Origin of the sequence: Qipengyuania xiapuensis (assembly GCF_019711395.1) — a bacterium.
Classification (GTDB): Bacteria; Pseudomonadota; Alphaproteobacteria; order Sphingomonadales; family Sphingomonadaceae; genus Qipengyuania; species Qipengyuania xiapuensis.
Window position 1 is genome coordinate 196,848 of the sequence record NZ_JAIGNL010000002.1, and the last position, 13,065, is coordinate 209,912.

The following is a 13,065-nucleotide window of genomic DNA, read 5'->3' on the forward strand; positions in this document are numbered from 1 at the left end:
CATGGATATCCGCGCCGCAGAAATCTCCAAGGTCATCAAGGACCAGATCGCCAATTTCGGCAGCGAAGCCGAAGTCAGCGAAGTCGGTTCCGTTCTCTCGGTGGGTGACGGCATCGCCCGCATCCACGGCCTCGACAAGGTCCAGGCCGGCGAGATGATCGAATTCGCCAACGGCACGCAGGGCATGGCCCTCAACCTCGAAGCCGACAACGTGGGTGCGGTTATCTTCGGCGCCGACACCGACATCGCCGAAGGCGACACGGTGAAGCGTACCGGCACCATCGTGGACGTTCCCGTCGGCAAGGGCCTCCTCGGCCGCGTCGTCGACGCTCTGGGCAACCCGATCGACGGCAAGGGCCCGATCGAATCGACCGAGCGTCGCCGCGTCGAAGTGAAGGCACCGGGCATCATCCCGCGTGAATCGGTTTCGGAGCCGGTGCAGTCGGGCCTCAAGGCCATCGACGCTCTCGTTCCCGTCGGCCGCGGCCAGCGCGAACTCATCATCGGTGACCGCCAGACCGGTAAGTCGGCCGTCGCGATCGACACCTTCATCAACCAGAAGGAACTGAACGCGGGCGACGACGAGTTCAAGAAGCTCTACTGCGTCTATGTCGCTGTCGGCCAGAAGCGTTCGACGGTCGCCCAGATCGTGAAGCAGCTCGAAGAAAACGGCGCGATGGAATACTCGATCGTCGTCGCTGCAACCGCTTCGGAGCCCGCTCCGCTGCAGTACCTCGCACCATACACCGGCTGTGCGATGGGCGAATTTTTCCGCGACAACGGCATGCACGCCGTGATCGTTTACGACGACCTTTCGAAGCAGGCAGTTGCCTATCGCCAGATGTCGCTCCTGCTCCGTCGTCCTCCGGGCCGCGAAGCTTACCCGGGTGACGTTTTCTACCTGCACAGCCGCCTTCTCGAGCGCGCTGCAAAGATGAACGGCGACAATGGCGGCGGCTCGCTGACCGCACTGCCGATCATCGAAACGCAGGCAGGCGACGTGTCGGCCTACATTCCGACCAACGTGATCTCGATCACCGACGGCCAGATCTTCCTCGAAACCGACCTGTTCTACCAGGGTATCCGTCCGGCAATTAACGTCGGCCTGTCGGTTAGCCGTGTGGGCGGTGCTGCCCAGACCAAGGCAATGAAGAAGGTCTCGGGCTCGATGAAGCTCGACCTCGCACAGTATCGTGAAATGGCTGCCTTCGCGCAGTTCGGCTCGGACCTCGACGCCGCAACGCAGAAGCTGCTCAACCGCGGTGCACGCCTGACCGAGCTGCTCAAGCAGCCGCAGTTCTCGCCGATGCCCTTCGAAGAGCAGACCGTCTCGATCTTCGCCGGCACCAACGGTTACCTCGACGATATCCCCGTCGACCGCGTGAACGACTACGAAGAGCAGATGCTCAGCTACATGCGTGCAGAGCATGGCGATGTGCTCAAGGAAATCCGCACCAGCGGCAAGTTCGAAGACGACACCAAGAACAAGGTCGTCGACGCACTTAAGACCTTCGCCAAGCAGTTCGCCTGAGACCCACGAGCCTAACAGGGAGCCGTCATGGCCTCGCTTAAAGAACTCAAGGGCCGGATCAACTCGGTCAAGTCGACCCAGAAGATCACCAAGGCCAAGCAGATGGTCGCAGCAGCCAAGCTGCGCCGTGCGCAGGCTGCTGCCGAAGCCGCACGCCCCTATGCCGAACGGCTGTCGGGCGTGATGGCCTCACTCGCCGGCAAGGTGAGCGGCGACAGCGCGCCCAAGCTGCTCGCAGGAACCGGTTCGGACAAGCGCCACCTGCTGGTGGTCGTGAACACCGACAAGGGCCTGTGTGGCGGTCTCAACGCGAACATCGTCAAGGCTGCCAAGGCCAAGGCGCGCGAACTGATCGCCGACGGCAAGGACGTGACCTTCTACCTCGTCGGCAAGAAGGGCCGCGCCCCGATCAAGCGCGACTATGCCGACAAGATCGAAAAGCACTTCGACACCTCGAACGTCCGCAACCCGGGCTTCGAAGAGGCCGAAGCGATCGCCGATGATCTGATCGAGCGTTTCGAGAAGGGCGAATTCGACGTTGCCCACCTCGTCTACCCGATCTTCAAGTCGGCCCTCGCCCAGGACCCGACCGCCGACCAGCTGATCCCCGTCCCCTCGCCGGAAAGCGAAGGTACCGGCGGTGACGCAGTGGTCGAATACGAGCCGGGCGAAGAGGAAATCCTCGAGGAACTGCTCCCGCGCTACGTGAAGACCCAGCTCTTCGGTGCGCTGCTCGAGCGCGAGGCATCCGAACAGGGTGCATCGATGACCGCGATGGACAACGCCACGCGCAACGCCGGCGACCTCATCAACAAGCTGACCATCCAGTACAACCGCAGCCGCCAGGCCGCGATTACCACCGAGCTGATCGAAATCATCGCCGGTGCCGAAGCCCTCTAAAGGACGACGAAAAGTGAAGAAACTCGCTCTCCTCCTGCCGATCGCCCTCCTCGCCGCTTGCGGTGAAGAGCCCGCGCCCGAGCCGACCCCGACCGAGACGGTTGCCCCCGAACCGATCGAAACGCTCGCGGCTCCCGATCAGGCGCTGTTTACCGAGATGTATGCCGAAGCATGCCCCTCGGACGATGCGGTGAACACTGCCGTCTGCCGCCGCGCCGGCATGGGCTCCGAAGACGTCGTTTGCGAATTCGGCCTCGGTGAAGACGAATACCTGCGCAACAAGGCAACCCTGACCGCCGGCGACGGCGAATGGGTACTTGCCGATCCCGAAAACGTTTGCGTCGGCTGACGCGATAACTCGAAACCAGGACTTAGATCATGGCCACCGCTCCCAAGCTTAACCAGAGCCCCAACGGCACTATCGCCCAGGTCATCGGCGCCGTCGTCGACGTCGCCTTCGAAGGCGAACTGCCGCCGATCCTGACCGCGCTCGAAACCAAGAACGGCGACAACACGCTCGTTCTCGAAGTCGCTCAGCACCTCGGTGAAAGCACCGTGCGTACCATCGCGATGGACGGCACCGACGGCCTCGTCCGCGGACAGGAAGTCGTCAACACCGGCGCACAGATCTCGGTCCCGGTGGGCCCGAAGACGCTCGGCCGCATCATGAACGTCGTCGGCGCGCCGATCGACGAGCGCGGCCCGATCGGTGCCGAAACCTCCAGCCCGATCCACGCGGAAGCACCGCTCTTCGTCGACCAGTCGACCGAAGCAGCCATCCTCGTGACCGGCATCAAGGTCATCGACCTTCTCGCACCTTACGCAAAGGGCGGTAAGATCGGCCTGTTCGGCGGCGCCGGCGTGGGCAAGACCGTGCTCATCCAGGAACTCATCAACAACATCGCGAAGGGCCACGGTGGTGTGTCCGTCTTCGCAGGTGTCGGTGAGCGTACCCGCGAAGGTAACGACCTTTACCACGAATTCCTCGATGCTGGCGTTATCGCCAAGAACGACGCTGGCGAAGCCATCAGCGAAGGTTCGAAGGTGGCCCTGGTCTTCGGCCAGATGAACGAGCCTCCGGGCGCACGTGCACGCGTCGCTCTCTCGGGCCTGACCATGGCGGAATACTTCCGCGACGTCGAAGGCCAGGACGTTCTGTTCTTCGTCGACAACATCTTCCGCTTCACCCAGGCCGGTTCGGAAGTGTCGGCACTGCTCGGCCGTATTCCTTCGGCAGTGGGCTACCAGCCGACCCTCTCGACCGACATGGGTAACCTGCAGGAACGCATCACCTCGACCACCAAGGGTTCGATCACCTCGGTCCAGGCCATCTACGTTCCCGCCGACGACCTTACCGACCCGGCACCGGCAACCTCGTTCGCCCACTTGGACGCAACGACCACCCTGTCGCGCGCCATCTCGGAGCTGGGCATCTACCCGGCCGTCGACCCGCTCGACTCGACCAGCCGCGTTCTCGAACCGCGCGTTGTCGGCCAGGAGCACTACGAGACTGCTCGCCGCGTTCAGGAAACGCTGCAGAAGTACAAGAGCCTCCAGGACATCATCGCCATCCTCGGTATGGACGAACTGTCGGAAGAAGATAAGCTGACCGTGGCACGTGCCCGCAAGATCCAGCGCTTCCTCTCGCAGCCGTTCCACGTCGCCGAAGTCTTCACCAACATCCCGGGCGTGTTCGTCCAGCTGGAAGACACGGTGAAGTCGTTCAAGGCTGTCGTCGACGGCGAATACGACCACCTGCCGGAAGCTGCCTTCTACATGGTCGGCGGCATCGACCAGGCGGTCGAGAAGGCCAAGAAGCTGGCCGAGGAAGCCTAAGCACATGGCCCTCCACTTCGAACTCGTCACGCCGGCCAAGCTGGTCCGTTCGGAAGACGTCCACATGGTGGTCGTCCCCGGTACGGAAGGCGAATTCGGCGTGCTCGAGGGCCACGCGCCCTTCATGTCGACCATCCGCGACGGCGAAGTCCAGGTCTACAAGACCGAAGGCGGCGCGCCGGAGACCATCGAGGTCCGCGGCGGCTTCGCCGAAGTCGGCGAGAATGGCCTGACGGTCCTCGCGGAGCATGTCGAAGGCTGAGCCTTTCGGACAATCGCACAAGATTAAGGGCGGCCCTCGGGTCGCCCTTTTTCGTTGGTCCACCCTCATTGCCCGCTCGTCGAGCAGGGCTGTCCTTTCCTTTCTCTATGAGCAGGTTAGAAGCGACCCGCATCATATGCAGGAGAGGACTGTGAAACGTGTTTCTACGCTGGCATTGGCAGCGACCATGACCATCGCCACCCCCAATTCGCTCGCCGCACAGGACGGCGTCCCGGGACCCGATGAAGATCCCTACATCTGGCTCGAAGAAGCCCGCAGCGAGGAAGCACTCGACTGGGTGCGCGCCGAGAACAACCGCACCATGGCGCACATGGCGCAGGACCCACGCTTCGACGAGTTGACCGCCGATGCGCTGGCCATCCTCGATGCAGAGGACCGCGTGCCTTACGTCTCGATCCGCAAGGACGGGCTCTACAATTTCTGGCAGGACAAGCAGAACCCCAAGGGCGTGCTGCGCCGGACCACGCTGGAAAGCTACAAGACCGACGATCCCGAGTGGGAAACCGTGCTCGATATCGACGCGCTCGCCGCGGCCGAGGGCAAGGAGTGGGTCTACAAGGGCAGCACCTGCCTGCCGCCCGACCAGCGCATGTGCATGATCGCCCTGTCCGACGGGGGTGAGGACGCCACCATCATGCGCGAATTCGACATGACGACGAAGCAGTTCGTCGAGGGCGGCTTCGTGATCGAGGAGAAGAGCCAGGGCGGCGTGCAGTGGCTCGATGAAGACACGCTGCTGGTCGGTCGCGACTTCGGCGGCGAGACCATCACGGAGAGCGAATATCCCTTCACCACCCGCATGTGGAAGCGCGGCACGCCGCTCTCCGAAGCAGAAGAGATCTTCCGCGGCGACAAGAGCGACGTCTGGGCAGGTTCGGGCCTGATCCGCGACAATGAAGGCACGGTCCACCTTCGCACCGCCTTCCGCGGCATCAGCTTCCACGAGAGCATCAACTACGTCTGGCACAATGGCGAATGGCTCGAGCTCGACATGCCCAAGAAGGCCAATCTCGGCGGTATCGTCGACGGCCAGCTGACCATTTCGACCGACGTCGACTGGGAAACGCAGGGTCAGGTCTTCCCGGCCGATGCGCTGATCTCGGTCGACCTCGAGGAGTTCAAGCGCGATCCGAACGGCGCGAAGAAGACGCTCGTCTGGGCGCCTGCGGAACGCCAGACCAAGCGCGGCGGCGGCGCGACTGCCAACAGCGCCTACATGGCGATCCTCGACAATGTCGTCGGCAAGGTCCTCAAGCTCGACTATGAGGATGGCGAGTGGGTCACGACCGAAGTCAACCTGCCCGACAACGCCACGCTGAGCGTGTCGACCACCTCGTCCGAAACCGACGAGATCATGTTCACCTCGACCGACTTCCTGACGCCGAGCACGCTCTGGTACTCGGACGGCACCGGCGATCCGGAAGTGCTCAAGACCTCGCCCAGCTACTTCGATGCCGAGGGCATGGAAGTCGAGCAGTTCGAGGCGACCAGCAAGGACGGGACCAAGATCCCCTACTTCCTCGTGAAGCCCAAGGGCATGGAGATGGACGGCACCACGCCGACGCTGCTCTACGGTTACGGCGGTTTCCAGATCTCGCAGCTGCCCAGCTACCGCTCGCTCACCGGCAAGCTGTGGCTCGAGAATGGCGGCGCCTTCATCCTCGCCAACCTGCGCGGTGGCGGCGAGTTCGGCCCCGGCTGGCACCAGACCGCGATCCGCGAGAACAAGCAGCGCACCTGGGACGATTTCATCGCGGTGGGCCGCGATGCGATCGACCGCGGCATCACCAATGCCGGCCAACTCGGCATCCAGGGCGGTTCGCAGGGCGGCCTTCTGGTTGGCACGGCCTTCACCCAGGCTCCCGAGCTGTTCGATGCAGCGATCGTTGCGATCCCGCTGTTCGACATGCTGCGCTACCACCTGATCGGCCGCGGCGCTTCGTGGATCGGCGAATATGGCGATCCGCGTATCCCTGAGCAGCGCGCGTGGATCGAAGGCTACTCGCCCTACCAGAAGATCGTCGAGGGCGTGGACTACCCCGCCCCGTTCCTCTGGGCATCGACCGCTGATGACCGCACGCATCCGGCTCATGCCCGCAAGGGTGCGGCCAAGCTCAAGGAACTCGGCCAGCCCTACTGGTATTACGAGGACATGACTGGGGGCCACTCGGGCGGCGTCGACAACGAACAGCGCGCCAAGCTCCAGGCCCTGCAGATGGTCTACCTGATGCAGCGCCTGATGGACGACAACGAGAGCGAATAACCCTTCGCTGGAAGGCACAAAGAAGGGGCGGTCCCGCGTTGGGGCCGCCCCTTTTTCCTTTCCTGAAAGGCTATTTGACCGGGATCATGACCTCGTTGCGGCGCATACGGGCCGGAACGCGCGGCGCATCGTAGAAGGCGTATTCGGGCGCACCGGCTGCTTCCAGGCCCTGCTCTTCCATCCAGCGTCGCAGGAAGCCTTCCATCTTCTCGAGATCCTCCTGACGGCCCCAGCCGTCGAATTTGACGCTCGCCATCTTGCGCGATGGGATCTCTATCAGCGTTATGTCCGATGGCGGTTCGGGCAGGGTCTCCATGGTATAGCTGTCGGGCATGACGAAACGCGTGTTCCAGCTGCCCGTATCCTCGCCCTCGCCAATCGTTACGGGCGAGGTCATGGCAATCTTCTCAGCCTGCTTGCGAATGACGGGTGTCGTCATGCCGATAGGCGCGCGGCCGTCTTCCTGCGCAAAGATATAGGCGGCAAGGCGCCGGAACCCGGCATTCATCGCGCGCCGCCGATCGCCGGTATGCGTGACCTCGGCAACGATCATCGGTTCGTATTCGCGCACTTCGAAAGCGCCCTGCTGGGTGATGAGCTCGAACGCGGGCTCGTCGTTATATCGTCCCTGCGCGTAAACTGCGGTTCCTGCGAGCAATGCCGCGCCCAGACCCATCGCAAGATATTTCGCTTTCACCATTACCGACGTCCTCTGCATGTCTCTATCTGACAGCAGTTACGCAGCCGCTTCGTTCCCGGATGCGAGGCGGGTCACTTTCGCGTCGGCGCATGGAAATCGGGCGGCTTGTCGGCGATCCAGCGCAGGAACTTCGCAACTGCCTCGTTCGCGATCAGCGTTTCGCGATCCTCACCGATCCGCGCCAATTCGGCATTGGTGAAGTTGGCGTGGATAGCCTGGTGGCAGATCGGGTGCACCGGGACCGTGAAACGCCCCTTCTTCGACTTGGGAATCGGGTGATGGTACTGGACCCGCGTGCCGACGGGCCGTTCACAAAGCCAGCAGGTGGTGCGGCCCTCGCTCAGTCCTTCTTCTCCGACGCCTTCTTCTTTTTCATCGTGTCATGGAAGCGGTCGGCCCAGCCGGGTTTGACGAGCTGTTCGGCGCGCACCATGCGAAGCTCGCCCGGGGCGACATCGCGGCTGACGGCGCTGCCTGCGGCGACGATCGCATCGTCGCCGATCTTCACCGGCGCGATCAGCGCGCTATTGCTACCGATAAAGGCGCGCTCGCCGATCACGGTCTTGTACTTGAAGTAGCCGTCGTAATTGCAGGTGATGGTGCCAGCGCCGATGTTGGCGCCCGCCCCCACCGTCGCATCGCCGAGATAGGTCAGATGGTTGGCCTTGGCACCTTCGCCCAGCACTGCCTTCTTCATTTCGACGAAATTGCCGACCTTGCTGCCCTTTTTCATCACCGCGCCGGGGCGCAGGCGGGCATAGGGACCGACTTCGCAATCCTCGCCGACATGCGCGCCTTCGAGATGGCTGAAAGCGCGGATGCGCGAACCGCTTTCGACCTTCACGCCCGGCGCGAAGACGACGTTCGGTTCGACCGTCACGTCTGAAGCTAGATCTGTGTCATAGCTGAAGAAAACCGTCTCGGGCGCCTTCAGCGTCACGCCGTTCTCCAGCGCCTCCTCGCGCTTCAGGTCCTGCCACTGGCGTTCTGCCGCAGCGAGCTCCTTGCGCGAATTGATACCGACGACCTCGTGCGGCCGGTCGGTGACAACGGCGGCGCAGGTACGACCTTCCTTCACCGCCACGTTGACGATGTCGGGCAGGTAATATTCGCCTTGTGCGTTGTCGTTGTCGACGCGGTCGAGCAGGTCGAAGAGCACTTCGGAGCGTGCGGCCATGAGGCCCGAATTGCACAGGCGGCAGGCCCGCTCGGCCTCGTTCGCATCCTTGAATTCCACCATCTTCTCGATGGTCATGTCCGCATGGGTGATCACGCGGCCATATTGCAGCGCGTCTTCCGGTTCGAAGCCCAGCACCACCACGGCGGGCGCATCGGGCGCGCGCAGGCGGGCGAGCATGTCGTTCATCGTGTCGCTCTTGATGAAGGGCGCATCGCCCAGCAGCATCACGACATCGCCGTCGAACCCGGCGAGCGCTTCCTTCGCCTGCGCAACCGCATGGCCGGTGCCCAGCTGCGGCTCCTGCACCACGCATTCGGCGCGTTCGCCCAGCTGGCCGATGACCTGTTCGCGTTCGTCGCCGACGATCACGATCGTGCGGGCAGGCGCAAGCGCTTCGACCGAGGCTATCAGGTGCTCAATGATCGGGCGGCCGGCGATGTTGTGGAGGACCTTGTGCAGCCCGCTCTTGAGGCGGGTGCCCTTGCCGGCGGCGAGGATGACGGCGGCGAATTCGCGGTTCGTACTCATGGCAAAGGGCCATGCCACCAATCGCTTGCAGTTTGAAGAACCATACTGCACCGCAGGCGCAATGGCTGATTTTCCTTTCGACAGCGTCGGCTTCGACCTCGACGGCACATTGCTCGAGACGCACCGCGATCTCGGCACGGCAGTAAACCACGCGCTTGAACACGGCGGCTTCGATCCGGTCCCCGTCGAAAGCGCGACCGATCTGATCGGCGGCGGCGCCAAGATCATGCTCAAGCGGGCCGTGGACGCGCAGGGCGGCCTTGAGCACGAGGAATTCCGCCGCCTCTACAAGGTGATGCTGGGCTATTACTCCGAAAACAACGCGGTCCACACGCGCCCCTACCCGCATGCGCTCGAAGTGCTCGATGAGCTTGCGGGCCGCGGCGTTCGGGTGGCGGTCGTCACCAACAAGTTCGAAGGGTTTGCCCGCCAGATCCTGACCACGCTCGGCATGATCGACCGCTTCGAAGGGATCATCGGCGGCGACAGTCTCGGCAAGGATGCGGACGGTAACTATATCGCCAAGCCTGCGCCCGGCCCCGTTCTCAAGGCCCGCGAGGTCTGCGGCGGAGGATCGATCGCCTTCATCGGCGACAGCAGCTATGACGTCAAAGCCGCACGAGCTGCAGGCGTACCCGTCGTCGTCGCCATGTACGGCTATTGCGACGGCACGGCCGAGGAACTGGGAGCGGACGCGGCGATTGATTCGCTCAAAGGCCTCATTCCCGCCCTCGAACGCCTTTAGGAGCAAGCACTGCCCCTACGGCATCGGGCATGCCCGCCCGCAGTATTGCAAGTGCGAAGGGAACGTGGCAGTCCGCTTCGCCAATTGACCTTTACGTAAACGAAAAACACACAAGCAGGAGCCTCCCATGAGCATCGACTTCAAGGACAAGGTAGCCATCGTCACCGGCGCAGGCGGCGGTCTGGGCCGCGAATACGCGCTCGAACTTGCACGCCGCGGCGCGAAGGTCGTCGTCAACGACCTCGGCGGTGCACGCGACGGCACCGGCCACTCCGACATGGCCCTCCAGGTCGTCGAGGAAATCGAGAAGATGGGCGGCGAAGCTATGTCGAACGGTGGCAGCGTCACCGAGTACGACCAGATGGAAAAGATGGTCGCCGACGCCAAGCAGAAGTGGGGCGGCGTGCACGTCCTCATCAACAACGCCGGCGTCCTGCGCGACAAGACCTTCGCCAAGATGAGCCCGGAAGACTTCGAGTTCGTCCTCAAGGTCCACCTGACCGGCTCGGCTTTCGTCACCAAGGCATGCTGGGAAACCTTCCGTGAGCAGGCATACGGCCGCATCCTGATGACCGCGTCGTCGACCGGCCTCTTCGGCAACTTCGGCCAGGCCAACTACGGCGCTGCCAAGCTCGGCCTCGCCGGTCTCACCAAGACGCTCCAGCTCGAAGGCGCGAAGTACAACATCAAGGTCAACACGCTCTCGCCCGTCGCGGGCACGCGCATGACCGAAGACCTCTTCCCCGAAGAAGCCTTCAAGCTGTTCGATCCGGTGAACGTGGTTCCGGCCGCGCTCTTCCTCGTCAGCGAAGATGCGCCGACCAATGCCATCGTCGGTGCAGGTGCAGGCGGCTATCACTCGGCATGGACCGTCATGAACGATGCCGTCTGGCTGCCCGATGGCGAGCGCACGGTCGAAGGCTTTGCCGCCAACTGGGACAAGATCAGCGAGTTCTCGAACCTCAAGGCCCCGCAGTCGGGCAGCGAGCAGTCGGGCGCGATCCTGACCGCGATGCAGAAGGTTACCGGAACCGGCCCGAGCAGCGCTCGCGGATAAATCCCTCCCCTTATTGCGAAAAGCCCCGCCCCATCGCATGATGGCGCGGGGTTTTTCTTTGGGGGTCTGCATGAATCTGGAAGCCAAGCTGCGCACGCTGCGCATCTCCTCGCTAGCCGTCACCGGTTTCGCGATCCTGCTGGTACTGGCCGGGCTCTCGCAGCTCGTCCTAGGCGGGGTAGCGGTGAAGGAGGAATACGAGCGGATCGAAAGGCTCGAGGCCCTCGCCCCGCCTCCCAGCCAGTACTACGGCTACCAGCAGCAACGCCGCCAGCTTCAGGCGGAATACAACCGTTCGGGTAGCGCATTCTTCATCGAGGGCCGGTTCCTGCCGGCTGGCGACGACCAGAAGCCCGGCATCATTTCAATCATCTCGCTGATCACGCTGATGCTCGCGGCCCTCGGCTTCGTCGTCTCCGCCCTGATCTGGGTATGGCGCGCGCACGCCAATATCCGCGAGGTGGGGATCCGGTCGAAATACGGACCCGGCTTTGCTGTCGCGTCCTACCTCATTCCGGTGGCCAATTTCATGCTGCCCTTCGAGGCCATGCGCGAGCTGCACAATCGCAGCCATGGCGAGTCGGAAGATTTCGCGCACTCGGGCGTCGAGAATGTGACCGCCTGGTGGACGGCCGTGCTCGTCGGCCTGCTCATCTTCAGCGCGATGATCGTGAAGTTCGCACTCGATGCGGGCACCAACCTCATCCTGATGACGCCGCTCTGGATGGAGTTCGCTCTCCTGGCCTTCGCCATCCTCCTGCTGTTGGTGTCCGCATATCTGTTCTCCTCGCTCACGCGGGCCATCACCGCTGCGCAGGAGGAAGTGCTTCCCGAGATCGATCCGGCAGGGATCGAGGCGGAGATGCCCGATAAGCCGCGGGTGAACATCATCGGGGCCTGATTCCGGAACCGTATTGACGTATTAATACACTAAGGGTATCCAGCTCTCCATCTTCAATGGGGAGAGTTGGCATGTACAGCCAGGAAGACCTTAACTCGGCGGTTGCGGCAGGGGCGATCAGCTCCGACGCCGCAAATGCCCTGCGTGCGCATGTCGCAGCGCAGCGCGACGCCGTGCCCGCAGATGCGGAACACTTTAGACTGATCACCGGCTTCAACGACATTTTCGTCAGCATTGGCGCCGTCATCCTGCTCATGGCGATGGCTGCCATCGGCGATGCGATCTGGAGCAACAATAACGGGCCCTCGCCCGCCAGCGGCTTGCTGGTCGCCGGTACCGCTTGGCTTCTCGCCGAGTTCTTCACGGCGAAGCGCCGCATGGCGCTGCCCAGCATCATTCTGCTGCTTGGCTTCGTGGGCGGGGTTTTCTTCGGCCTGCTCGGCGTCTCGATCAATGTAGCCGGGGTGAATAACGGCCCGGGCAACGAGACACTCGCCGTACTGCTGGTCGCCTTGTCGGCGCTCGTCACCGCGGGCGCGGCCTGGTTCCACTGGCGCCGCTTCATGGTCCCGATCACGATCGCTGCGGGCACCGCCGCGATCGCCGGCACGGTTATCGCGCTGATCGTTGCTGCAGTGGGCACCAACAACCAGAACATGGAGACGATCGTCCTGAGCCTTGTCTTCGTGGCCGGCCTGACGATCTTCGGCTTCGCCATGCGCTGGGACATGAGCGACCCGCGTCGCGAGACCCGTCGTAGCGATGTTGCCTTCTGGCTCCACCTGCTTGCGGCACCGATGATCGCACATCCGATCTTCGCCCTGCTCGGCGTCACTGATGGCGCCAATATCGGCGCAGCCGCCGCAGTAGGCGTGCTGGCAGTCTACATCGTCTTCGGCGTGGTCGCCCTCGCGGTCGACCGCCGGGCGCTGCTGGTCTCCGCCCTCGCCTACGTGCTGATCGCGCTGACCTTCCTGTTCCGCGAGTTCGGCGCAGTGGAGCTCAACTTCGCATTGACCGCGCTGGTCATCGGATCCGCCCTGCTCACGCTGAGCGCGCTGTGGACCCCGATCCGCCGCGCCGTGGTCAAGGGCTTGCCGGGCGACATGCAGGCACGCCTGCCGGCCACTGCCTGATAGCT

At 63.3% G+C, this 13,065-nt stretch carries 13 protein-coding genes; 10 read left to right on the forward strand and 3 right to left on the reverse strand.

Annotation, left to right across the window (positions count from 1 at the left end; translation table 11 throughout):
- Window position 1: 1 nt before the first annotated feature.
- The 6 genes from atpA to K3163_RS10280 all read left to right on the forward strand — a co-directional run bounded on the left by atpA (window position 2) and on the right by K3163_RS10280 (window position 6,813).
- Complete coding sequence (gene atpA, locus K3163_RS10255) at window positions 2-1,531, forward strand: F0F1 ATP synthase subunit alpha (RefSeq protein WP_221427997.1); 1,530 nt, start codon at window positions 2-4, stop codon at window positions 1,529-1,531.
- 27 nt (window positions 1,532-1,558) lie between these two features.
- Window positions 1,559-2,431, forward strand: coding sequence for a F0F1 ATP synthase subunit gamma (locus K3163_RS10260; protein WP_221427996.1), 873 nt, complete (start codon window positions 1,559-1,561; stop codon window positions 2,429-2,431).
- Between the two features lie 13 nt (window positions 2,432-2,444).
- Window positions 2,445-2,780: a hypothetical protein gene (locus K3163_RS10265; RefSeq protein ID WP_221427995.1), complete on the forward strand. Its 336-nt coding sequence runs from the start codon at window positions 2,445-2,447 to the stop codon at window positions 2,778-2,780.
- Between the two features lie 29 nt (window positions 2,781-2,809).
- On the forward strand, window positions 2,810-4,267 hold the full coding sequence (gene atpD, locus K3163_RS10270; protein WP_221427994.1) for a F0F1 ATP synthase subunit beta: 1,458 nt from the start codon (window positions 2,810-2,812) through the stop codon (window positions 4,265-4,267).
- 4 nt (window positions 4,268-4,271) lie between these two features.
- The gene (locus K3163_RS10275) at window positions 4,272-4,529 is read left to right on the forward strand and encodes an ATP synthase F1 subunit epsilon (RefSeq protein WP_221427993.1); all 258 of its coding nucleotides are present in this window, start codon (window positions 4,272-4,274) and stop codon (window positions 4,527-4,529) included.
- A 151-nt stretch (window positions 4,530-4,680) separates the two neighbouring features.
- Complete coding sequence (locus K3163_RS10280) at window positions 4,681-6,813, forward strand: prolyl oligopeptidase family serine peptidase (protein ID WP_345719726.1); 2,133 nt, start codon at window positions 4,681-4,683, stop codon at window positions 6,811-6,813.
- Between the two features lie 70 nt (window positions 6,814-6,883).
- Here K3163_RS10280 and K3163_RS10285 read toward each other — a convergent pair whose 3' ends face one another.
- The 3 genes from K3163_RS10285 to glmU form a co-directional block, all read right to left on the reverse strand.
- Window positions 6,884-7,513 (reverse strand): SOUL family heme-binding protein, encoded by a 630-nt coding sequence (locus K3163_RS10285; protein ID WP_221554155.1) that lies wholly within the window; start codon window positions 7,511-7,513, stop codon window positions 6,884-6,886.
- A 71-nt stretch (window positions 7,514-7,584) separates the two neighbouring features.
- Complete coding sequence (locus K3163_RS10290) at window positions 7,585-7,857, reverse strand: HNH endonuclease (protein ID WP_221429551.1); 273 nt, start codon at window positions 7,855-7,857, stop codon at window positions 7,585-7,587.
- Window positions 7,854-9,221 carry a bifunctional UDP-N-acetylglucosamine diphosphorylase/glucosamine-1-phosphate N-acetyltransferase GlmU gene (gene glmU / locus K3163_RS10295; RefSeq protein ID WP_221554156.1) on the reverse strand — a complete coding sequence of 456 codons (1,368 nt, stop codon included), beginning with the start codon at window positions 9,219-9,221 and terminating at the stop codon, window positions 7,854-7,856. The genes K3163_RS10290 and glmU overlap by 4 nt, the downstream gene beginning before the upstream one ends.
- A 61-nt stretch (window positions 9,222-9,282) precedes the next feature.
- On the opposite strand from glmU, the gene K3163_RS10300 reads away from it, so the two are divergent.
- The 4 genes from K3163_RS10300 (at window position 9,283) to K3163_RS10315 (ending at window position 13,060) form a co-directional block, all read left to right on the forward strand.
- On the forward strand, window positions 9,283-9,966 hold the full coding sequence (locus K3163_RS10300) for an HAD family hydrolase (protein ID WP_221554157.1): 684 nt from the start codon (window positions 9,283-9,285) through the stop codon (window positions 9,964-9,966).
- 127 nt (window positions 9,967-10,093) lie between these two features.
- Complete coding sequence (locus tag K3163_RS10305) at window positions 10,094-11,023, forward strand: SDR family NAD(P)-dependent oxidoreductase (protein ID WP_221427988.1); 930 nt, start codon at window positions 10,094-10,096, stop codon at window positions 11,021-11,023.
- Window positions 11,024-11,093: 70 nt separating this feature from the next.
- Complete coding sequence (locus tag K3163_RS10310; protein ID WP_221554158.1) at window positions 11,094-11,924, forward strand: DUF4328 domain-containing protein; 831 nt, start codon at window positions 11,094-11,096, stop codon at window positions 11,922-11,924.
- Between the two features lie 71 nt (window positions 11,925-11,995).
- On the forward strand, window positions 11,996-13,060 hold the full coding sequence (locus K3163_RS10315) for a hypothetical protein (protein WP_221554159.1): 1,065 nt from the start codon (window positions 11,996-11,998) through the stop codon (window positions 13,058-13,060).
- Window positions 13,061-13,065 lie beyond the last annotated feature (5 nt).